The organism is Sphingobium ummariense RL-3 (assembly GCF_000447205.1).
Classification (GTDB): Bacteria; Pseudomonadota; Alphaproteobacteria; order Sphingomonadales; family Sphingomonadaceae; genus Sphingobium; species Sphingobium ummariense.
In genome coordinates, this window is the sequence record NZ_AUWY01000101.1 from 68,142 (window position 1) to 89,838 (window position 21,697).

The 21,697-nt window shown below is 65.7% G+C and carries 23 protein-coding genes; 8 read left to right on the plus strand and 15 right to left on the minus strand.

The window, feature by feature from the left end; all coding sequences use genetic code 11:
- The first annotated feature begins 19 nt into the window (after positions 1-19).
- Positions 20-2,407, plus strand: coding sequence for a TonB-dependent receptor (locus M529_RS39160; RefSeq protein WP_021318733.1), 2,388 nt, complete (start codon positions 20-22; stop codon positions 2,405-2,407).
- Entirely contained in the window at positions 2,407-3,618 is a 1,212-nt protein-coding gene (locus M529_RS39165; RefSeq protein ID WP_021318734.1) for a dipeptidase, read from the plus strand. Before M529_RS39160 ends, M529_RS39165 begins: the two co-directional genes overlap by 1 nt.
- A gap of 3 nt (positions 3,619-3,621) precedes the next feature.
- Here the strand turns inward: M529_RS39165 and mmsB are convergent, their stop codons facing one another.
- From mmsB to M529_RS39180, 3 genes are all read right to left on the minus strand, one after another.
- Positions 3,622-4,506, minus strand: a complete 885-nt coding sequence (mmsB, locus tag M529_RS39170) for a 3-hydroxyisobutyrate dehydrogenase (RefSeq protein WP_021318735.1) — start codon at positions 4,504-4,506, stop codon at positions 3,622-3,624.
- Between the two features lie 96 nt (positions 4,507-4,602).
- Positions 4,603-5,697, minus strand: a complete 1,095-nt coding sequence (locus M529_RS39175; RefSeq protein WP_021318736.1) for an enoyl-CoA hydratase/isomerase family protein — start codon at positions 5,695-5,697, stop codon at positions 4,603-4,605.
- A 25-nt stretch (positions 5,698-5,722) separates the two neighbouring features.
- A complete protein-coding gene (locus M529_RS39180; protein ID WP_021318737.1) occupies positions 5,723-6,865 on the minus strand; it encodes an acyl-CoA dehydrogenase family protein in 1,143 nt (380 codons plus the stop codon).
- A 149-nt stretch (positions 6,866-7,014) separates the two neighbouring features.
- On the opposite strand from M529_RS39180, the gene M529_RS39185 reads away from it, so the two are divergent.
- The 4 genes from M529_RS39185 (at position 7,015) to M529_RS39200 (ending at position 10,387) form a co-directional block, all read left to right on the plus strand.
- On the plus strand, positions 7,015-7,914 hold the full coding sequence (locus M529_RS39185) for a LysR family transcriptional regulator (RefSeq protein ID WP_021318738.1): 900 nt from the start codon (positions 7,015-7,017) through the stop codon (positions 7,912-7,914).
- A 69-nt stretch (positions 7,915-7,983) separates the two neighbouring features.
- On the plus strand, positions 7,984-8,613 hold the full coding sequence (locus M529_RS39190; protein ID WP_031295129.1) for a class I SAM-dependent methyltransferase: 630 nt from the start codon (positions 7,984-7,986) through the stop codon (positions 8,611-8,613).
- A 74-nt stretch (positions 8,614-8,687) separates the two neighbouring features.
- Positions 8,688-9,620 (plus strand): ABC transporter ATP-binding protein, encoded by a 933-nt coding sequence (locus tag M529_RS39195; protein WP_021318740.1) that lies wholly within the window; start codon positions 8,688-8,690, stop codon positions 9,618-9,620.
- On the plus strand, positions 9,617-10,387 hold the full coding sequence (locus tag M529_RS39200) for an ABC transporter permease (RefSeq protein ID WP_021318741.1): 771 nt from the start codon (positions 9,617-9,619) through the stop codon (positions 10,385-10,387). Before M529_RS39195 ends, M529_RS39200 begins: the two co-directional genes overlap by 4 nt.
- A 63-nt stretch (positions 10,388-10,450) precedes the next feature.
- Here M529_RS39200 and M529_RS39205 read toward each other — a convergent pair whose 3' ends face one another.
- From M529_RS39205 to M529_RS39225, 5 genes are all read right to left on the minus strand, one after another.
- Positions 10,451-10,771: a hypothetical protein gene (locus M529_RS39205; protein WP_021318742.1), complete on the minus strand. Its 321-nt coding sequence runs from the start codon at positions 10,769-10,771 to the stop codon at positions 10,451-10,453.
- Between the two features lie 99 nt (positions 10,772-10,870).
- Positions 10,871-12,235, minus strand: coding sequence for an MATE family efflux transporter (locus M529_RS39210; protein ID WP_021318743.1), 1,365 nt, complete (start codon positions 12,233-12,235; stop codon positions 10,871-10,873).
- Positions 12,236-12,243: 8 nt separating this feature from the next.
- Positions 12,244-13,176 carry a DUF808 domain-containing protein gene (locus M529_RS39215; protein WP_021318744.1) on the minus strand — a complete coding sequence of 311 codons (933 nt, stop codon included), beginning with the start codon at positions 13,174-13,176 and terminating at the stop codon, positions 12,244-12,246.
- Between the two features lie 92 nt (positions 13,177-13,268).
- On the minus strand, positions 13,269-13,511 hold the full coding sequence (locus tag M529_RS39220; protein WP_021318745.1) for a tellurite resistance TerB family protein: 243 nt from the start codon (positions 13,509-13,511) through the stop codon (positions 13,269-13,271).
- Positions 13,508-13,837, minus strand: a complete 330-nt coding sequence (locus M529_RS39225; protein ID WP_021318746.1) for a hypothetical protein — start codon at positions 13,835-13,837, stop codon at positions 13,508-13,510. The genes M529_RS39220 and M529_RS39225 overlap by 4 nt, the downstream gene beginning before the upstream one ends.
- A gap of 117 nt (positions 13,838-13,954) precedes the next feature.
- Between M529_RS39225 and M529_RS39230 the strand changes: the two genes are divergently transcribed.
- Positions 13,955-14,260, plus strand: a complete 306-nt coding sequence (locus M529_RS39230) for a hypothetical protein (protein WP_021318747.1) — start codon at positions 13,955-13,957, stop codon at positions 14,258-14,260.
- 123 nt (positions 14,261-14,383) lie between these two features.
- Here the strand turns inward: M529_RS39230 and rplI are convergent, their stop codons facing one another.
- Genes rplI through rpsF form a run of 3 tightly spaced genes read right to left on the minus strand, consistent with a single transcriptional unit; the run spans position 14,384 to position 15,639 of the window.
- Complete coding sequence (gene rplI, locus M529_RS39235; RefSeq protein ID WP_021318748.1) at positions 14,384-14,980, minus strand: 50S ribosomal protein L9; 597 nt, start codon at positions 14,978-14,980, stop codon at positions 14,384-14,386.
- Positions 14,981-14,993: 13 nt separating this feature from the next.
- Entirely contained in the window at positions 14,994-15,218 is a 225-nt protein-coding gene (gene rpsR / locus M529_RS39240; protein WP_004212076.1) for a 30S ribosomal protein S18, read from the minus strand.
- A gap of 13 nt (positions 15,219-15,231) precedes the next feature.
- Complete coding sequence (gene rpsF / locus M529_RS39245; RefSeq protein ID WP_021318749.1) at positions 15,232-15,639, minus strand: 30S ribosomal protein S6; 408 nt, start codon at positions 15,637-15,639, stop codon at positions 15,232-15,234.
- A 318-nt stretch (positions 15,640-15,957) separates the two neighbouring features.
- Here rpsF and M529_RS39250 point away from each other — a divergent pair, with 318 nt between their 5' ends.
- On the plus strand, positions 15,958-17,358 hold the full coding sequence (locus M529_RS39250) for a GntP family permease (RefSeq protein ID WP_021318750.1): 1,401 nt from the start codon (positions 15,958-15,960) through the stop codon (positions 17,356-17,358).
- Between the two features lie 239 nt (positions 17,359-17,597).
- Here the strand turns inward: M529_RS39250 and M529_RS39255 are convergent, their stop codons facing one another.
- The 4 genes from M529_RS39255 to M529_RS39270 form a co-directional block, all read right to left on the minus strand.
- Positions 17,598-18,968, minus strand: coding sequence for an IS1380 family transposase (locus tag M529_RS39255; RefSeq protein ID WP_020817822.1), 1,371 nt, complete (start codon positions 18,966-18,968; stop codon positions 17,598-17,600).
- A gap of 108 nt (positions 18,969-19,076) precedes the next feature.
- A complete protein-coding gene (locus M529_RS39260) occupies positions 19,077-19,469 on the minus strand; it encodes an RcnB family protein (protein WP_021318751.1) in 393 nt (130 codons plus the stop codon).
- Positions 19,470-19,666: 197 nt separating this feature from the next.
- The gene (locus M529_RS39265) at positions 19,667-20,872 is read right to left on the minus strand and encodes an ABC transporter permease (protein ID WP_021318752.1); all 1,206 of its coding nucleotides are present in this window, start codon (positions 20,870-20,872) and stop codon (positions 19,667-19,669) included.
- 70 nt (positions 20,873-20,942) lie between these two features.
- Entirely contained in the window at positions 20,943-21,644 is a 702-nt protein-coding gene (locus M529_RS39270) for an ABC transporter ATP-binding protein (protein WP_021318753.1), read from the minus strand.
- Positions 21,645-21,697 lie beyond the last annotated feature (53 nt).

Consider the following 21,697-nt stretch of genomic DNA (forward strand, 5'->3'; position numbering starts at 1 on the left):
CACTACAGGGGAGCCCGCCATGCCATCCGAAACCTTCAAGCGTCGTGCACTCATCGCCCTGCTACTGACCAGCGGAATGGCGGCGGTTCCCGCCACGGCCCTTGCGCAGGACATTCCCGCTGAAGAGGCGGAGAGCGATTCCATCACCGTCACCGGCCGCCGCATCTCCCAGTCGTCGGAGGCGATCGGGGAGGACAAGATCAGCAATGTCGTCGCGGTGACGCGCGAGGCGCTGCTGTCCGCGCCTTCGGGCATTTCGGGCCTGAAGATGCTGGAGCAGTTGCCCGGCTTCAACGTCCAGACCGACGGCGCGCTCGGCCTCTACGAGTTCGGCAACAGCGTGCAGGTGCGCGCCTTCAACCTCGACCAGATCGGTTTCGTGGTCGACGGCATCCCCACCGGCCGCAGCGACGCCTTCGGCGGCAGCCCCGTGTTCCGCTACGTCGACAACGAGAATCTGGGCGTGGTCGAGGCGGCGGTCGGCGCGGGCGACGTCGGCCTGCCGAGCTATTCCACCCTTGGTCCCGTGGTGCAGTACAACTCGATCGCGCCGCAGGAGGAAATGGGCCTGTTCGTGTCGCAGAGCTTCGGCGACTTCAACATGAAGCGGACCTTCATCCGCGCCAGCACCGGCAGGGTGGGGCCGTTCAAGGCCTATGTCAGCCGCACCAAGCTGGATACCGACCTGTGGCGCGGCCCTGGATCGGTTGACCGCGAGCATTGGGAAGGGCAGATCCATGCCGACCTGGGCGGCGACAGCTGGGCGCGGTTCAAGTTCGTGTCGAACGACTTCTTCGACTATGACTCGCCGACCATCACCCGCGGCCAATATAATTGCGTGTCCAAGGACCTGGCGGGCCGCTGCGGCCGGGATTACGCCTATATCGAGAATGTGCCGAACACGACGCCCGGCTTCGCGCCGTTGGCGACCGCGCCCAACATCTATTATTCCAATGCGAATTACACGGGCGTCTATAATCTCGCGATCAACGTCCGGAAGGACAAGCTGTATGGCGCGACCTTCCATGTCGGCATCGCCGATGGGATCTGGGCGGAATCCACCCTCTATTGGGAAGACAAGGACGGCTATGGCGTGTCGCCGGACGGCTATGCCAATTCGCTGAGCCGCTATACGCCGCAGTTCGAGGCCGGGCTGCCGGTGGTCGCGCCCAGGGGCATCCAGTTCGGCCGGTCGGGCGTGGGCGGCGACCGCTATGGCATCACCAACAAGCTGCATTGGGAAATGGGCATCAACACGGTGGAAGCTGGTGTCTGGGCCGAGGTGGACAAATATCATCGCACCCAGGCGCGCTACAACACGATGGACGGAGCGCCGGACGGCGAACCGAACCTAGACGAACTGGTCTATCTGCGCCGCGACTATCGGTCGAAGCGTGACACGCTCCAGATCTTCCTCAAGGACCAGCTGAAGCTCGCGGACGAGCGCCTGATCCTCGACCTGGGCTTCAAGGGACTGCTGCTCGACTATGTCCAGCGGGGCTATCGCGACTTCGACGATTATTACCGTGTCGTCGGCGGCCGGGGCGTCCCCGGCTGGGGGCCGAAGGTGAACAGCGCCCATTACAAGGACCTGTTCCTGCCAATGGCCGGCGCTCTCTACAAGATCACCGAGCGTACGCAGGTCTTCGCCTCCTATTCAGAGAATATGGCGCTGCCCAAGGGCATGGATGACATCTATTCGGTGACCCGCCCCGGCACCGCCGCGCTGGTGCCGCAACCCGCGCCGGAACGGTCGAAGGACATGGAGATCGGCATCCGCACCAACCAGGGGCAGCTCTACGCCTCGCTGGCGGCCTATTATACGAAGTTCGCCAACCGCATCCAGTCGATCACCTCCTTCGTGCCGGGCGGCGGCGCGTCGACAGAAACCTTTTACCAGAATGTTGGCCGTGTGCGGGCCTATGGCGTCGAGTTTTCAGGCACCTACAAGCCGTCCTTCCTGAACGGCCTTGCCTATGGCAACCTCAACGTCACCTATAATAATGCCAAGTTCAAGGACGACATCCCCGCCGCGCCGACGCCGTTCCTGACTGCGGGGAAATATATCCCGGATAGCGCCAAGTGGATCGTCAGCGGCGGCGTGACGATCGAGCCGGCAAGCTGGCTGGTCGGCAACATCTCCGGCAAATATACCAGCAGGCGCTGGTCCACCTTCACCAACACGCCGGGGTCCAGCGTGCCGGGCTACACCGTCTTCAGCGCCTATGTGGACATCGGCGACGGGATCACCCTCGGCCCGGTCAAGGGGATCAAGGCACGGCTGAACGTGGACAATATCTTCGACAAGGATACATTGTCCTTCATCTCCTCCTCCGTGACGGGAGACGGCGCTTTCCGGCCGCTGTCGCCGCGGACCTTCCAGTTCACCATTTCAGGCGAGATCTGATGCGAAAATTGCTGGTTCTGACGGCGCTGCTCCCTCTTTCCGTCCAGGCGCAGGAGGTGCCCAAGGCGGTGATGCAGCTTCACCAGAAGCTGATCACGCTGGACAGCCATCTGGATACGCCCGCCTCGCTCGACCTGCCCGGCTGGTCGATCGAGGAGGGGCATGATGTCCACAGCGACTATACCCAGGTCGACCTGCCCCGGATGAAGAAGGGCGGGCTGGATGGCGGGTTCTGGGCGATCTACACGCCGCAGGGGCCGGTGACGATCGAGGGATTCCGCAAGGCCCGCGACTTCGCGATCCTGCGCGGGGTGTCGATCCGCGAGATGGTGGCTGCCGATCCGGCAAATTTCCAGCTCGCGCTGGAGGCAAAGGATGCGGCGCGGATCGCGGCGGCGGGGAAGCGGATCGTCTATATGTCGATCGAGAACGCCTATCCGCTGGGCGAGGACGTGACCCTGCTCAAGACCTTCTACGACATGGGCGTACGCGTGTCGGGCTTTGCCCATTTCGCGCACAACCAGTTCGCCGACAGCTCCACCGACCCGTCGAAGAAGCCGCGTTATGGCGGGTTGAGCCCGCTGGGCAAGGAGCTGCTGAAGGAAATGAACCGGCTGGGCATCGTGCCCGACGCGTCGCACAGTTCCGACCAGGTGCTGGACGACCTGCTGGCGCTGTCCACGACGCCGGTGCTGCTGACCCATTCGGGTTGCAAGGCGGTGTACGATCATCCGCGCAACATCGACGACGAGCATCTGAAGGCGCTGGCGGCCAAGGGCGGGGTGATTCAGATGAACGCCTATGGCGCCTATCTGCGCGCCAGCAAGCCGAACCCGGAGCGGCAGAAGGCGCTGGCCGGCCTCTATGCGCAGATGCGCGAGGACGCCAAGCTGTCGCCCGAAGCGCGGACCGCTCTGCTGGCGAAGCGGCAGGAGATCGACCGGCTCTATCCCGACACCGACCGGCCGACCTTCGACGACTTCATGGCGCATATGCTGCACGCGCTGAAGGTGGTCGGACCCGACCATGTCGGCATCGGCGCGGACTGGGACGGCGGCGGCGGCGTGGTCGGCATGGAAGACGTGGTGGACCTGCCGAAGATCACCGCCGCGCTGCTGAAGGCCGGCTATAGCGAGGCCGACGTCCAGAAGATCTGGTCGGGCAACGTGCTGCGGGTGCTGGCGGCGGCGGAGGCCGGGAAGGGGAAATAAGCCCTATTTCCCCTCCAGCATCTCGATCATGACGGAGAAGTCGCGGCCGCCCTCGCCCCGGTTGGCGAGGAGTTGGTAGAGCGCCTCGGCGGCGTTGCCCATCGGCACGCTGGCGCCGACCGAGGCGGCGGCCTCGGTCGCGAGCTTCAGGTCCTTGAGCATCAGGGCGGTGGCAAAGCCGCCCTGATAGCCATTGTCCGCCGGGGTCTGCGGGCCGACTCCGGGGAGCGGGCAGTAGCTGGTCATCGACCAGCTCTGGCCCGAGGACACGCTGGAGATGTCGTAGAAGGTCTGCGGGTCGAGGCCGAGCCTGCGCGCCATGGCGAAGGCTTCGCAGGTGGCGATCATGGTGGCGCCGAGCAGCATGTTGTTGCAGATCTTGGCGGCCTGCCCGTTCCCCGCGGCGCCCGCGTGGATGACGGCCTTCCCCATGGCGGAGAGGATCGGCCTTGCCCGGGCGAAGGCGGGGTCGGTGCCGCCGACCATGAAGGTGAGCGTGCCGCCATGGGCCGCGGCGATACCGCCCGAAACCGGAGCGTCGACCATCTCGAACCCCTTGGCGGCGGCGGCATCGGCGACGCGGCGGGCGGTGGTGACGTCGATGGTCGAACAGTCGAGGAACAGGGCGCCCGCACGCGCGGCCGCGAACACCTCCCCGGTATAGACGGCCTCCACATGCTTGCCGGCGGGGAGCATGGTGACGACCACGTCGGCGCCCGCCGTGGCGTCGGCCGCGCTGGAGGCGCGGACGGCGCCGGCCTCTTCCGCTTTCGCCAGCGCGTCTTCGGACAGGTCGAAGGCCCGCACGGCATGGCCGTTCTTCAGCAGGTTGGCGGCCATGCCGCCGCCCATATTGCCGAGGCCGATGAAGGCGATGGTCTGGCTCATGTCAGGCTCCTGTTCTTGCGAAGTTCACAGCGTCGTGGGGATTTTGCAGATTTTGCAAGATACTGAAAAATATATGTATTTTTGCAAATAGGAAATTCACGGCATCGGCGCGGAGGTCAGCTGCGGCAATGGCGTCCACGCCTTTTCCGCGGGAAGTGGGACGAAGATCGAGTCGATCAGCGCGTCGGTCGCCTCCTCCGGCGTGGCCGGGTTCCAGCGCGGCGCGTTGTCCTTGTCGACGATCACCGCGCGCACGCCCTCGACGAAGTCGGGCCGGCGGATGACGGCGCAGGCGAGCCCATATTCCATTGCCATGTGCGTGGCGAAGTCCGTGTGCCGGGCGCCCTCGGCAAGCTGGCGCAGGGAGACCTTGATCGTCTGCGGCGACTTGGTGGCGAGCAGCGCGCGTTGCCGGGCCGCCCATTCGCCGCCATCGGCGTCGAGCGCCGCCAATATATCCTCGAGCCGGTCGGACGCGAACAGGCGGTCGATGTCGGCGCGCTGCGTTTCCAGCTTCGAGGGCGGCGGCTGCTCGCCATTCTCGCCGAGAATGGCCTCCAGTCCAAAGGGATCGGCGAGGATACGGGCCTTGACCGCGTCGAGGCGGTTGGACGAGATATAGTGGGTCGCGATGCCGATGGCGGCGCAGTCGGCGCCGTCGATGCGCGAGCCCGTCGCCGCCAGCCACGCGCCGATGCGACCCGGCAGCCGCGGCAGGAACCAGCCGCCGCCGACATCAGGGAACAGGCCGATGCCGGTTTCGGGCATGGCGAAGACGGTACGTTCGGTCGCGACGCGATAGCGGCACGGCAGCGAGATGCCGACACCGCCGCCCATGACGATGCCGTCGATGAAGGCCACCACCGGCTTTTCATAGACGAACAGCAGGTGGTTCATCCGATATTCGACGTGGAAGAAGCGTTCGGCCCCGACGCAGTCCGTTTTCGCACTTTCGGCGATCAGAGCGATGTCGCCGCCCGCGCAGAAGCCGCGGGACAATTTGGGATCGCCATCCGCCGCAACGGCATGGTCCAGCATGACGGCGACCACCGAGTCGTCCTGCCGCCAGGCCAGAAGCGCATCGGTAATCGCCTGGCACATCTCCGTCGTCAGCGCATGGATCGCCCGAGGCCGGTTGAGCCGGATGCGGCCGATGCCGTGTTCGATGAAGGTCAGAACCTGATCGGTCATGGCGATCCTCCTTTTCCGTTCCGGGCTATTGCCGCAGCATGTCCCTCGCCACGATCATGCGCATGACCTGATTGGTGCCTTCCAGGATCGAATGGACGCGCAGGTCGCGCCAGAAGCGCTCGATCGGATAGTCCATCAGATAGCCGTAGCCGCCATGAAGCTGGAGCGCGCGGTCGACCACCGACGATCCGGTGTCGGTCGCGAGCCGCTTGGCCATGGCGGCGAAGCGGGTCTTGTCCGGTGCGTTCTCCGTCACCTTGACCGCGGCGGCGTAGAGAAGGGTGCGGGCGGCCTGCAGCTCCGTCTCCATGTCCGCCAGCATGAACTGGGTGTTCTGGAAGTCGGCTATAGACTGGCCGAACTGCCTGCGATCCTTCGTATAGGTTACCGCCTCGTCGAGGCAGCGCTGCGCGCCGCCCAGCGAGCAGGCGCCGATGTTGAGGCGGCCGCCGTCGAGACCCGTCATCGCGATGCGGAACCCTTCGCCCTCTGCGCCTACGAGATTTTCGGCCGGCACGCGCACCCCGTCGAAATTGACCTGGGCCGTGGGCTGCGAATGCCAGCCGAGCTTGCGTTCGGGTGCGCCGAAGCTGACGCCCGGCATATCCTTTTCGATGACGAGGCAGGAAATGCCACGGGGACCATCCTCACCGGTGCGGACCATGACGACGTAGATTTCGTTTTCGCCGCCGCCGGAGATGAACTGCTTGGAGCCGGTCACGACATAATGATCGCCGTCCTTCACCGCGCGCGTCTTGAGCGCCGCGGCGTCCGAGCCCGAGCCGGCTTCGGTGAGGCAATAGCTGCCGATCCGCGCCATCGGCACCATGTCGGGCAGATATTTGTCCTTCACCGCCTGGCTGCCGAAGCGGTCGATCATCCAGGACGCCATATTGTGGATGGAGATGAAGGCGCTGGTGGACGGGCAGCCATAGGCCATCGCTTCCATGATGAGCGCGGCGTCGAGCCTGCCAAGACCGATGCCGCCCGATTCCTCCGATACGTAGATGCCGCCGAAGCCGAGGTCCGCCGCAGCGCGGATCGCGTCGATCGGGAAGATATGCTTTTCGTCCCATTCGGCGGCGTGGGGTGTGATCGCGTCGGCCGTGAACCGGCGCGCCATGTCCTGGATCGCACGCTGATCGTCGGTCAGATCGAACTGGGTCATACTCTCCCTTGCTCCGTCCGGCGGCCGTCAACCCGCAGGAATCGGTATCTGTTCATTGCAGCCTGTGTAGACCTAGCGGAATTGCATGCAACGGCGAAATTCTGCATGGATGATCGGCGATTTTGCAGGAGCGGGGGCGGGAAGGCGGCATGTTCGATTGGGACGACCTGCGTGTATTCCTGGCGGTGGCGCGGGCGCGCAAGCTGGCGCCGGCCGCGCGGACGCTGGCGATGGACGCGACGACGATCGCGCGCCGGCTTGGGCGGCTGGAGCGCGCGCTGGGCACCGAACTGTTCGAGATCGGTGCGGGCGAGCGGACGCTGACAGCGCGCGGCCAGATGCTGCTGCGCCACGCCGAGGCGGCCGAGAGCGCCGCGCTCTCGGCCGTCGAGGACGTTTCGGGGCAGGAGCGGCTGCTGGCCGGGCAGGTGCGGCTGTCGGTGGCGGAGGGATTCGGCACATGGGCGCTGGCGCCGGGACTGGCGGCGTTCAACCGGCGGCATCCGGGCATCAGGCTGGACCTGATCACGGCATCCGGGTTCCTGAACCCGTCGAAGCGGGAGGCGGACATGGCGGTCATGCTCGCCCGGCCGCAGCGCGGGCGGCTGGCGGTGCGGCGGATGGGAGACTATCGCCTGCACCTCTACGCCGCGCCGAGCTATCTGGCGCAGGCAGGGACGCCCGGGCGAACGTCCGATCTGAAGGAGCATGTGCTGATAGGCTATGTGCCCGAATTCATCTTCTCCCCCGAACTGGACTATCTGGACGAGGTGGAAGCGGGGCTGGAAGCGAGCCTGCGGTCGACCAGCATCAATGTGCAGCACCGGATGATTGCGGAGGGCGCGGGGATCGGGGTGCTGCCCGATTTCATCGCCCGGCACGATCCCCGGCTGGTGCCGGTGATGCCGGAACGGGTGGAGATCACCCGCAGTTTCTGGTTGGTCACCCATGGCGACCTCAAGAAGCTGGCGCGGATCGCCGCCGTCGGACAGTGGCTGCAGGAACGGATCGCCACATTGCATACGCTGTCGGAACGATCCGCGCCCTAAAGCCAATCGACGGGACGCTGCAGGGTCGCTAAGGGAGTCGGATGATAGCAAAGCGATCGCCTTTCGCCCATGCAGCCTAAGCAAAAACACTGCCGATCGGCAGCTTTGCCGCAAGGCGAGTTCAAGGGCCGGGCAACGGAGTATCTGAATTTCCTGGCGGCATGGGTCAGCAAACCGCGCCAGACGGCGTCGGTGGTGCCCAGCAGCCGTTACCTGGCGCGTCTGATGGCCGCCGGAATCGATCCCACCGATGGCCGGGTGCTGGAGCTGGGCGGCGGGACCGGCGTGTTCACCCGCGCGATCCTGAAGACCGGGCTGCCGCCGGAAAAGCTGGAGGTGGTGGAGATCAACCCCGCCTTCGCGCGCGGGTTGCGACGGCATTTCCCGCAGGTGTCGATCCTGGAGACGCCGGCGCAGATCGTGTCGACGGTGGCAGGCGGCGAGCCCGGCGATTATCAGGCGGTGGTAAGCGGCCTGCCGCTGCTGGCGATGGACCGCGCCGCCCATGTCGACATCCTGTCCGAGGCGTTCCGGATGCTGAAGCCGGGCGGCAGCTTCGTTCAGTTCACCTATTCGGTGCGTCCCCCGGTCAGCCGCGACACGCTGGCCGCGCTGGGGCTGGAGGTCGAACGGGTGGGGCAGGTCGTGCGCAATTTTCCCCCGGCCACGGTGTTCCGCTTTTTCCGTCCCCGAGACTGAGGGCCGGTTGCGCGGCCGCGGCGGCGTCCTATCTCTGCGATACAAAGAACACAGACTTGGGGGCGTTTCCGCGCATGGCAGCCATCATTACCGTCGAAGGCCTGACGAAGAGTTATGCGTCGGGCTTTCAGGCGCTCAAAGGCGTCGACCTGACGATCGAGGAAGGGGAGATTTTCGCGCTGCTGGGGCCGAACGGCGCAGGCAAGACGACCATGATCTCCATCATCTGCGGCAATGTGCGGCCGACCGGCGGCACGGTGACGGTCGCGGGGCATGACATAGTGAACGGCTATCGCGGCGCGCGCTCCGCGATCGGGCTGGTGCCGCAGGAGTTGCAGACCGACGCATTCGAGCGGGTGATCGACACCGTGCGCTTTTCGCGCGGGCTGTTCGGCAAGCCGCGCGACGACGCCTATATCGAGAGGGTGCTGCGCGACCTGTCGCTGTGGGACAAGCGCAACAGCAAGATCCTGGAGCTGTCGGGCGGCATGAAGCGGCGCGTGATGATCGCCAAGGCGCTGAGCCACGAGCCGCGCGTGCTGTTCCTGGACGAGCCGACCGCGGGCGTCGACGTGGAACTGCGGCGCGACATGTGGAAGCTGATCGGCGAACTGCGGGAGACGGGCGTCACCATCATCCTCACCACCCATTATATCGAGGAGGCCGAGGAGATGGCCGATCGGGTCGGCGTGATCAACCGGGGCGAGCTGATGCTGGTCGAGGAGAAGACCACGCTGATGCGCAAGCTGGGCAAGAAGACGCTGACCGTGGCGCTGGCCGAGCCCCTGGCAGCGGTGCCGCCGGAACTGGCCGAATGGGATGTCGCGCTGAAGGCCGATGGCAACGAGATCGAATATGTGTTTGATACCCATGCGGAAAGGACCGGCGTGTCGTCGCTGCTGCGGCGTCTGGGCGACCTCGGCATCGGCTACAAGGACCTCAACACCCAGCAGAGCAGCCTGGAGGACATATTCGTGAGCCTGGTGCATCAGGAGAAGGCGGCATGAACGGGCCCAACCTGCGCGCCATCTGGGCGATCTACAAGTTCGAACTGCACCGGTTCCGCCGGACCCTGCTGACGGGGCTGCTGGTGCCGGTGATCACGACGTCGCTCTATTTCGTGGTGTTCGGCGGCGCGATCGGATCGCGGATGACGGAGATCGACGGCATCCCCTATGCGGCCTTCATCGTGCCGGGGCTCATCATGATGTCGATGTTCACCGAGAGCATCTTCAACGCCAGCTTCGGCATCTACATGCCCAAGTTCACCGGGACGATCTACGAGCTGCTGTCGGCACCCGTTTCCGCGATGGAAACGGTGATCGCCTATGTCGGCGCAGCGGCGACCAAGGCGCTGATCGTCGGGTCCATCATCTTCGTGACGGCGCATTTGTTCGTCGACATTCATGTCGCGCACCCGCTGGCCATGGTCGGATTCATGGTGCTGATCGCGGTCAGCTTCTGCCTGTTCGGCTTCATCCTGGGCATTTGGGCGCAGAGCTTCGAACAGTTGCAGGTGATCCCGCTGCTGGTCATCATGCCGATGACCTTCCTGGGCGGGGCTTTCTATTCGATCCACATGCTGGCCGAGCCGTGGCGGACGATCACGTTGTTCAACCCGATCGTCTATCTGATCTCGGGCTTCCGCTGGACTTTCTTCGGCAAGGGCGACGTGGGGATCGAGTTCAGCCTGCTGTTCGTGGCAGGGATGCTGGCGCTGTGCCTGGGCGTCGTCGGATGGATGTTCCGCACCGGATATCGGCTGAAGAAATAAGCGCAAAAGGAAAGGGCGGTCCGAAGGACCGCCCTTTTCCGTTCCGCGCTGTCTGTCTGCTCCTCAGGCGGCGGCGCTCTGTGGCTGGATCGCGAAGAGGGTCACGCCCTTATACTTCTCGTCGCCCTCGTCATAGAGGCCGTACATGCCCTCGAACGTCTCGTCGATCACCGCGACGTCGCTGAGGCCGGCCAGCTTGAAGGTGCCGAGCTTCAGCTCGCGGGGCGGGCGGCCATCGCGCTCGATGGTCACGGCGTCGATGAACATCTCGTCATGGCGGGTGTAGAGGATGTGCGGCGCCAGTTTCACGACCATCCTGTTGTAGGTGGCCGTCAGGCATTTCTGCAGCGCGATCGCTTCAAAAAACTGGGTTGGAGCTTGCATGATGGCTCTTCCATTACTGATTCGTTCCGGTGGATCAATTGCTTTGTGCGGCGCACCATGGCAGCCGGGCGCAACAGGCGGGATTTTCGCGACGAAACGCTAGCGGGAAAGCAGGCCGAGCCGGTCCCGCATGCTCCAGCGGATGAGCAGCAGCACCGCGACCGCGCCGAGGCCGCTCGCAAGGCCGAGCCAGATGCCGACTCCTTCAAGGCCGAGGGGAAAGGCGAGCAGCGTGCCGACACCGATGCCGATGATCCAGTAGCCCACGAGCGCGAAGATCATCGGCACCTTCGTGTCCTGGATGCCGCGCAGGACGCCCGCGCCCACCGCCTGCGCCGCGTCCACAATCTGGAACAGCGCCGCGACGGCGAGGAAGCTGACGGCGAGCGTGGCGGTGCGGGCATTGGCGGGATCGTGAAGGTCCAGGAAGGCGGAGACCAGGGTCCGCGGCATGGCGATCAGGACGGTCGCGGCCATGACAGCGAAGCCGGTGCCGATCATCAGCGCCAGCCATCCCGAACGACCGATCGCAGCCCGGTCGCGCCGTCCATAGGCCAAGCCGACCCGCACCGTCGCTGCCTGGCCGATGCCCATCGGCACCATGAAGACCAGCGCGGCGATCTGGATCGCGACGGCATGGGCGGCGAGCGAATCCCGGTCGATGAGGCCCATGAGGAAGGCGGACGCGTTGAACACCGTCGTTTCGAAGCCCAAGGTCACGGCGATCGGCAGGCCGAGCGTCCAGACCGCGCGCAGCCGCTCGCGGTCCCGGGTCCAGAAATGGCCGAGCAGGCGATAGCGGCGGAACCGGCGGTCGATGAGGATCACCGCCAGCAGGCTGAGGAAGAGGAAGGAGGAGGAGAGAGTGCCCGCCAGCCCCGCGCCGAACAGTCCCAGCGCCGGGAGGCCCAGATGGCCGAAGATCAGCGCCCAGCCGATAAGGATGTTGAACGGGATGCCGCACACCATGATGACCACGGCCCAGACCGGCCGTTCCAGTGCGGAGATGAAGTTGCGCAGGGTGGTGAAGCCGAGGAACGGCAGCAGCGCCCATTGCAGGCCATGCATCAGTTCGCCCGCCTCGCGCGACAAGGTCGCGTCCTGGCCCATGGCGAGGAGGATCCGCTGGGCGTTCCAGAGCAGGAGCCAGGCGGGCAGGACGAAGAAGGCGGCGGCGCGCAGCGTCTGGTGAACGGTGCGGCGGACATCGCGGACGGAATGGCGGCGCCGTCCCCGTTCGCTGGCGATCAGCGGCGCGGCGGCGGTGACGAGACCCATGCCGAAGATCAGGAACGCGTTGAACAGGTTGATCGCCAGCGCGCCCGCCGCGACCGCTTCGGCGCCGAGGCGGCCGAGCAGCAGCAGGTCGGTGGCCGCTATACCGGCCCAGGCGATATTGCCTGCGATCATCGGGAGGGCGAGCGCCACCAGCGCGCCCGCCTCCTGCCGCCAGGGTGAGGACATGGCCGGTCCTAATGCTTCCGATGGAAGAGATGAAGGACAGCGACCACGATGCCGCCCACCACCAGGCCGACGACCGCCCCACCGACGGCGTTCACGAGCCATTCGACAAGGGGGCCGACGGCGGGCAGGGCATGGGCGGCAGCCTCCGCCACATGATGGATCATTCCGGGGATCGCATCCCAGTGGAATTCGTGCAGCCCGTGAACGATGAGGCCGCCGCCCACCCACAGCATCGCCGCCGTGCCTACCACCGACAGGATGCGCATGAGGACGGGCATCGCCATCACCAGTCCGCGCCCGATCGCGCGGGTGGAGGCGGCGCGGCGCTCCGCCAGGTGCAGGCCGATATCGTCCATCTTCACGATGAAGCCCACCACGCCATAGACGCCCGCTGTGATCAGTACGGCCACCACGACGAGGATGATCGCCTGCTCCCAGATCGGTTCGGCCGCCACGGTGCCGAGCGCGATCGCCATGATTTCGCCCGAGAGGATGAAGTCGGTGCGGATCGCGCCGGAGACCTTCCGGTCCTCCAGCTCCTTCGAGCTGTGGGTTTCCAGCGCTTCGTCGGCGACATCATGGCCGCCCTGTATGGCCTCCAGCACCTTTTCCACCGCCTCGAAGCAGAGGAAGGCGCCGCCCAGCATCAGCAGCGGGGGCAGCAGCCAGGGCGCGAAGGCGCTGAGCAGCAGCGCGGCGGGCAGCAGGAACAGGAGCTTGTTGCGGAGCGAGCCCTTGGCGATCTTCCAGATGATCGGCAGCTCGCGTTCCGGGGTGAGGCCCATGACATAGCGGGGCGTGACGGCGGTGTCGTCGATCACCACGCCGGCCGCCTTCGACCCCGCCTTGCCGGCGGCGGCCGTGACGTCGTCCAGCGAGGTCGCGGCGAGCTTTGCGATGCCGGCGACATCGTCCAGCAGCGCGATCAGACCCGAAGGCATGGTTCAATTTCCCCTGTTGCGGGCCGGCAAGCGACCCTGTCCGCCTGTCCCATAGAGGGCGCGCGGATCAGGGGCAATGCGTGGAAATGCCCTCAGGCGACGCCCCGGCCGGGCGGGTCGCTGGCCGGGAAGGATTCGTCGACCTGCTCGTCGACCTCGTCCCAATCCTTTGCTTCGATGCCGCGCTGCTCATCGGGGCCGGCGTCGCGGACGATGCCGGACGAGCCGACCGGGCCGCGATCGTCGCCGCCCTGCTTCGCTTTCCAGTTCTGCCAGCCCCTCCATGCCATCGTGCCGATGCCGGTCAGGAAGGCAAGTTTCAGCAATCCCTTCATGTCGAAGTCTCCCCTTTGGTGTGGACCCAGTTCGCCTGCCCATTCGTAACCGCGTCGCGTGACAGGCGGATTTCGCCTTCCTCGTCGAAGCCGCCGGGCGTCGCATCGTCTCCGCCCGAGGTCGGAGCGACGTCCCAGCGTTCGCGCAGGGCGGCGTCGATCATCGCGCGCCAGGCGTCGGCATCGCCGGCCTCGCACATCGCCGCATCGGGTTCCTTGAGGATCGCGAGCAGGCTGGCGGCGTCCTCCACGCGATCCGGCCAATCGTCGGGGGCTCCGGACGCCAGATGGCGGGCGAGGCGTTCGATGAGCGTGCGCTGTTCCATGGCTCCCGAACGCGCGCGGTGGGGCTGCGTTCCGTGGATCGTGACGCGGGCGCAGCGATATGAACGCCTCGCCCGCTCAGGTGTTGAGCAGGGGCGGGGACAAGCAGGAGATGCACGATGCCCCAGGGCGACAAGAGCAGCTATACCGACAAGCAGAAGCGCAAGGCGGAGCATATCGAGGAAGGCTATGAGGACCGCGGCGTGCCCAAGAAGGAGGCCGAGCGCCGCGCCTGGGCCACGGTGAACAGGGAATCGGGTGGCGGCAACAAGTCCGGTTCCGGACGAGGCAAGAAGGATACCACCGTGTCTTCGCGCAAGGGTGGCCGGAAAGGCGGCGCGGCTTCCGCCCGGCGGCCGGCGGCGGATCGATCGGCGGCGGCAAAGAAGGGATGGGAGACGCGGCGGAAGAAGGCGAGCGGGTAGAAGCGAACTGATGCTAAAGCCCTCTCCCGCTGGCGGGAGAGGGCTAAAAAAGGGCGGGAAACAGTCACCCAACAAAAAAGCCGCCCGTTGCGGGGCGGCTTTCTCGTTTCTTGGTCTGAAAGCTCAGGCTTCCTCGGCCGGGGCCTCTTCGGTGTCCGTGGCGATTTCGCCCGGCTCGGCATTGGGATCGTAATCCTCGGTGAAGCCGGCCTCGTCCTTTTCGAACATCTCGGCCATCACGTCGACGCCCTGGGCCTGGAGATCGGCCTCTTCCGGCGAGCGGGCGACGTTCACCTGGATGGTGACGGCGACTTCGGGGTGCAGCGCGACCTTGACGTCGAACAGGCCGAGCGTCTTGATCGGGCGTTCCAGCACGACCATCGCCTTGGTGACGTTGGTGATGCCTTCGGCCTGCAGCGCCTCCACCACGTCGCGGACCGCGACCGAGCCATAGAGATGGCCGGCGTTGGACGACTGGCGGATGAGGACGATCTGCTTGCCGTCGATGTCCTTCGATGCGGTTTCGGCGTCGGAGCGGCGGGCGGCGTTCTCGGCCTCGATGCGGGCGCGGTTTGCCTCGAACACCTTCTTGTTGGCGGCGTTGGAGCGAAGCGCCTTCTTGTTGGGCAGAAGGAAGTTGCGGGCGTAGCCGTCCTTGACGGTCACGACGTCGCCGATCGCGCCCAGCTTCTCGATGCGCTCGAGCAGAATGATTTCCATGGGAATGCCTCCCTTACTTCACGATGTAGGGCAGCAGGCCCAGGTGACGGGCGCGCTTGATGGCCTGGGCCAGCTCACGCTGCTTCTTGGCCGAAACGGCCGTGATGCGGCTGGGGACGATCTTCCCGCGTTCGGACACGAAGCCCTGCAGCAGACGGACGTCCTTGTAATCGATCTTCGGCGCATCCTTGGCGGCGAAGGGGCAGCTCTTGCGGCGGCGGAAAAACGGGCGTGCCATGGTTCAGATCTCCTTATTCGCCGGCTTCTTCGCGATCGCGGCGGGGGCCGCGGTCACCGCGGTCGCCACGGTCGCCGCGCGGGCCGCGCTCGGAGCGCTCCTGCTTGCGCATCATGACGGACGGACCGGTTTCCAGCTCATCGACCTTCACGGTCATGTAGCGGATCACGTCTTCGTTGATCTGGGTCTGGCGCTCCAGCTCGGCCACGACGCCGGCGGGGGCATCGATGTTGAGCATCACATAGTGCGCCTTGCGGTTCTTGGCGATCTTGTAGGCGAGCGAACGCAGGCCCCAGGTCTCGACCTTGGTCACCTTGCCGTCCATATCCTCGACGATCTTGGTGGCGTTTTCCGCCAGCGCGTCCACCTGCGCCTGTGCCAGATCCTGGCGCGCAAGGAACACATGCTCGTAAAGAGCCATGGGTATTGCCTCATCTGTTGGCCGATCGCTGACGCCCACCCCATGTGGGACGCCCCTCCGGCTGTCGTCTCAAATGCTACGCCAAGGCGGCGAGTCACCCCGACGCCCAAGCGAAGGCGCGCCTATGACGGAAAGGGCGGAGAAAGGCAAGTTGCGTTTATGCAGCATAACCCTGCCAATATCCGTTCGTCCTGAGTAGCCACTGAGCTTGTCGAAGTGGCGTATCGAAGGATAGATTGGCGCGCGACCTTTCGATACGGGTCTTCGACGAGCTCAGCCCCTACTCAGGGCGAACGGGGGAGGGGAGCAGAAAACTATATGCCAGTCGCCATAGCAGCCCTGTCCCTCATCCTCCTGATGATCGCCGCCTATCGCGGCATGAGCGTCATCCTCATGGCCCCGCTGCTGGCGATGCTGGCGGTGTTCCTCACGGATCCCGCCGCCGTGCCGGTCGCCTTTTCGGGCCTGTTCATGGACAAGGCGGCGAGCTTCCTCAAACTCTATTTCCCCGTGTTCCTGCTCGGCGCCCTGTTCGGCAAGCTGGTGGAGATTTCGGGCTTTTCCCGCGCCATCGTCACCGCCGTCATCGGCATGGTGGGCGCTGGCCGCGCCATTCCCACGATCATGATCGTGACGGCGCTGCTTACCTATGGCGGCGTGTCGGTGTTCGTCGCGGTGTTCGCCGTCTATCCCTTTGCCGCCGAGATGTTCCGGCGGGCCGACATCCCCAAGCGGCTGGTGCCTGCGACCATCGGGCTGGGGGCCATCACCTTCACGATGGACGCGCTGCCGGGCACGCCGCAGATCCAGAATATCATTCCCACCAGCTTCTTCGGCACCACCGCCTGGGCGGCGCCGGTGCTGGGCCTGTTCGGATCGGCCTGCATCGCCGCGATGGGGCTCGTCTATCTCGGCTGGCGGCGGCGGACGCTGGCGGCGGCAGGGGAGGGCTATGGCGCGCCGGGGACGCTGGTGAACGAGCCCGAGCCGGTGGAGGAGGCAAGCCGCGTGCATCCGCTGGTCGCGCTGTTGCCGCTGCTGGTGGTGGGGCTGGGCAATCTGGCGCTGACCATGCTGATCCCAAGGCTGATGCCGGAAGAGGAGAGCAGCGTATCGCTGGCGGGTCTTGCCGAGCCGCTGGTGGTGAAGGTGGCGCAGGTCTCCGCGCTGTGGGCGGTGGAGGGCGCACTGCTGCTGGGGATCGCGACGATCCTGCTGTGCGCCTGGCGGACCGTGGCGCAGCGCTTTGCCGAAGGAGCCAAGGCTGCCGTGGGCGGTGCGCTGCTGGCCGGAATGAACACGGCGGTCGAATATGGCTTTGGCGCCGTGATCGCTGCGCTGCCCGGCTTCCTGGTGGTCAAGGAAGCGCTGAAGGCCGTGCCCAATCCGCTGGTGAACGAGGCGATCACGGTGACGTCGCTCGCCGGGATCACGGGATCGGCTTCTGGCGGGCTGTCGATCGCGCTCGCGGCGATGGCCGAACAGTTCGCGGCTGCGGGCGATGCGGCGGGCATCCCGCGCGAAGTGCTGCACCGGGTGGCGTCGATGGCGTCGGGGGGCATGGACAGCCTGCCGCACAATGGTGCGGTCATCACCCTGCTGGCGGTGACGGGGCTGACGCACCGGCAGGCCTACAAGGACATTTTTGCCTTGACGCTTATCAAGACGGTGACGGTTTTCCTGGTGATCGCAGTTTATTATCTGACAGGGATTGTATGACATACGAACGCCCCGGAGAGTGTTTCCCTCCGGAGCGTCCTTGCCCATCGCCCGACAATGAAGGCCTTAGCCCGCACTATTCATGAGGCCTCCGCTCCGGGTTCGTGCGAGCATGGTTTGTCGGTCGTCGGGTGATCAGAGCAAGCTCCTCCGGCGGTTTTTTTCACCGCGTCAGGATCGATGGGCTTTTCGAGGTTGAAGGACGAGGGCTCGGGCTTTGGGCGGCACTGCCGCGCTGGTTATGTGGGTGCCGGCCGGAGGCCGGTGGCAATGGTTCTGAACAGGCTGGCATCGGGACAGGCTGACGCGAAGGCGACGCGGATGCGCGTAGCGGTTTCGATGACGCGGGCGGCGACCTTGAGCAACCGCAGGCGCAGCGTTGCGAACTCGGCGGTGGCGAGCGCGGCAGCCTTCGGGATTTCCTGCTGGATGCGCCACACGAGCCAGTAGGCGGCGGTGTGCAGGATGAGGCGCATCTGGTTGGCATTGGCTGAGCGGCACGAGGTACGATCGCTGGCAAGCTGGGTCTTGTGGCGCTTGATCAGGTTCTCGGCGTTGCCGCGCGCGCAGTAGAGGGTGTCGTAGATATGCTCAGCCGAACCTTCGGCCAGCGAGGTGACGACATAGCGGATGTCCATGCCCAGCGTGCTGGCCTCGATCCGGGCGACGACGCGGCGCTGGCACTTCCAGCTCTTCGCGCCGTAGCGGGTCTCGGCATAGTTGCGCAGGACCGGATATTGGCGCTGAGCCCGCTTAACCGCGCAGGCATCGGCGGCAGCGACGATTTCGGGATCAGCACGCAGCGCGGCGTTGGTCGGCAGGCCGAACACGTAGTCGACGCCGGCCGCCTCGCAGAAGGCCATGACCTCGGGCCGGCCATAGTGCCCGTCGCCGCGGATGGTGATGTGCGTTTCGGGCCAGTGCCGGCGCAGATGGCGCACCAGGCGCCGGATGTGGCCGGCAGCTTCGGCGCCCGACGGTGTCTTGCCGGTGCGCAGCAGCATCGCCACCGGTCGGCCGGTGGCAGTGTCGTAGACATGGATCGGCAGGAAGCAGCGCTCGCCATGATGCCCGTTCCAGAAGGAGAGCTGCTGATAGCCATGAACAACGTCACAGGTGTCATCGATATCCAGCGTCACCGCCGCCGGCGCGGCGGGGTAGCTGGTGCAGTAGATGTCGATCATCGCGGCCATCATCCTGGCCAGTTCGCGTGTGGTCGGCGCATTTTCCCACCGGCTCATCGTCGGTTGGCTGGCCAGCCCCGCGCCCGATCCCGGCAGCTTGCCCAGCGCCAGACGGAAGCCCGGATCGTCGCGCAGAGCGTCGAGATCATCGGCGTCTTCATAGCCGCAGGCGATCGCGAACACCCGGGCACGCAGGATGTCATCAAGGCGATGGATCACCCGCACAGGGTCCCGCGGATCGGCAATGCAAGCCGCAAGCCGCCGGCAAAGCCCCATCGCGCGCTCGGCCTGTGCCAGCAGCAGAACACCGCCATCCGAGGTGAGCCGACCTCCGTCGAACGCGGCTGTGATCTTCTTGCGCCCGATCGCTGGAAACGAAAATCCCGGCGCGCTATCATCGCTCCCGGCGGGTGTGGCCCGTGGCATAAATTGCCTCGCTGCAGGACTGGTCTAGACACCCATTTTCCTACATCAAAGCAATCGCTTACACCACTCCCGCCAACCCTGCTGACTGAGCCCGATGAATAAGCCGGGTTAGTTGATCGCGCTGCCGATGACCGCGCCGATCAGGCCGCTGGCGATCGCGACGAGGACCGCGTCATTGCCCGAGCGGACCCACTGGTAGCCGCGCGGCGGGGCCGAGAGGCGATAGTCGCGATAGTTGTTCACGACACGGTAGTTGGTCGCATAGCGGCGGTCGAAGCGCTGGCCCTTCGCCCAGCGGTGGTTGTTGTAGCTGCCGTTCCGGTAGCCGGTGCGATAGTCGTTACGGACGACGGTGCGCTGCTTCACCACGGTGCGGCCGTGCGGGCCCTGCTTCACGACGCGGGTGACCTCGCGGTGGGGGGCGGCCTGCGCCTCGGCCGCGACCATCGGGCTGGCGACCATGGTGGTGGCGGCGAGGGCCATCAGAAACTTCTTCATCATGTCACTGCTCCTCATTCAATCTCTGGCGCCGTGCTCCGGCGTCGAAGACAGAATTAGGCGTCACTTGTCGCAGGGATGTGCCGATAGGCCCAAAGTGTGTCGGAAATTGTATCAGGAGAGGATTTAGTCTGAACGGTTGTTCAGAAAAAGCGCGCCGGAGAAACCCTTCGTGACCCCTCCGGCGCCGAGGATGGACTTTATTCGTGGCGCAGCGCGTCGATAGGGTTGAGGGCCGCCGCGCGGCGGGCCGGGAAATAGCCGAACACCACGCCGATGGCTGCGGAGAAGACGAAGGCGATGAGGTTGGTCTTCACGTCGAAAAGGAAGGGCACCTGCATCAGCGGCGCGATCGCCAGCGAGGCGACCAGCGCCAGGAACAGCCCGATGAGCCCGCCGAGGCAGGACAGCACCACCGCCTCCACCAGGAACTGCATCAGCACCTCGCGCGCGACGGCGCCGATGGCGAGGCGGATGCCGATCTCCCGCGTGCGCTCCGTCACCGACACCAGCATGATGTTCATGATGCCGATGCCGCCCACCAGCAGCGAGATGGCCGCCACTGCGCCGACGATCTGGGTCAGGATCGTGGTGGTGCCGGTCAGCGTGTCGGAAATCTGCTTGGTGTCGAAGACGTTGAAATTGTCCTGGTCGCCCGGCTTTACCTTGCGCCGCTCGCGCATCAGCTGCTCCAGGCTGCTCTGCACCGCTGCGCTTTCATAGGCGTCGTCGACGGCGACCATGATCTGGCTGATGTCGCGGTCGCCGGTGAAGCGGCGCTGCACAAACTTGATCGGCATGACGACGACGTCGTCCTGGTCGCCGAAGCCGCCCTGGCCGCGCGTCGTCAGCACGCCGATCACCTGGCAGGACACGCCCTTGATCCGCATCCGCTTGCCGACCGGATCGGTGTTCTGGAAGAGGTTGGTGCGTACCGTGTTGCCGATGACGCAGACCGCCTTGCCCGCTTCCTCCTCGTCCGGCATGAACAGGCGGCCTTCGGAGACATTCCATTGCTGGACTTCCGAATAGGCCGACGTCGTGCCGTAGACGGTGGTCGACCAGTTGTTGCCCTCGTAGATCGCGGTGCCGCTGGACTGAACGACGGGCGCGACGGCGCGCACGCCGGTCAGCTGGTTCTCGATCGCGGTGAGGTCCGCTTCCTTGAAGTCGGGCGGGCGCGGGCCGCCGCCGCCACGGCCGAAGCCCTGGCCGGGGCGGAGCTGCAGCACATTGGCGCCGAGCGCGCTGATCTGCTGGCGCACTGCGGCGGTGGCGCCGTTGCCCAGTGTCACCATGGTGACGACCGCGGCCACGCCGATGATGATGCCCAGCGTCGTCAGGAAGCTGCGGAGCTTGTGGCGGTTGATCGCCCGGAAGGCCAGGATGACGGTCGTGCCTAGCATTCTTGCCTCATATCGTCCTTCAGCGTCATCCCCGCCTTCGCGGGAATGGCGAAGAAAAAGTTGGGACGGTTCACGCCTTCACCCCTCCCTCGACGCGTTCCACAAGACCGTCCTTGAAGTGAACGATGGTGCGCGCGAATTCGGCCATGTCGGGCTCGTGCGTGACCATGAGGACGGTGATGCCGCTGTTGCGGTTGAGGTCGGTCAGCAGCTCCATGATCTCCACCGACCGTTCCGAGTCCAGATTGCCGGTCGGTTCGTCGGCGAGCAGCACGTCGGGCTGGGTGACGATGGCGCGGGCGATGGCGACGCGCTGCTGCTGCCCGCCCGATAGTTCGGCCGGTGTATGGTCCCACCATTGCCGCAGGCCGACCTTGTCGAGCGCGGCCATGCCGGCCTCGTAGCGCCTCTGCTTGTCCTCGCCGCGGTAGAGCAGGGGCAGTTCCACATTCTCGAGCGCCGTGGTACGCGAGAGCAGGTTGAAGCCCTGGAACACGAAGCCGAGATAGCGGCGGCGCAGCAGGGCGCGCTGGTCGCGGTCCAGCGTCTCGACATGGCGGCCCTTGAACAGGAATGTCCCGCCCGAAGGCACGTCGAGACAGCCCAATATGTTCATTGTCGTCGATTTGCCCGAGCCCGAGGGGCCCATGACGGCGACGAAGTCACCCTGCGCGATGTCGAGGTCGATGCCCTTCAGCGCCTGGAAGGCGGTGGGGCCCTCGCCATAGACCTTGGTGACGCCGCGCAGCGAGATGATCGGTTCGGCGGCCATGGCGTCAGGTCCCATCCTGGCGGCCGGTTCCGCGCGTGGCGCCAGCGGCGGGC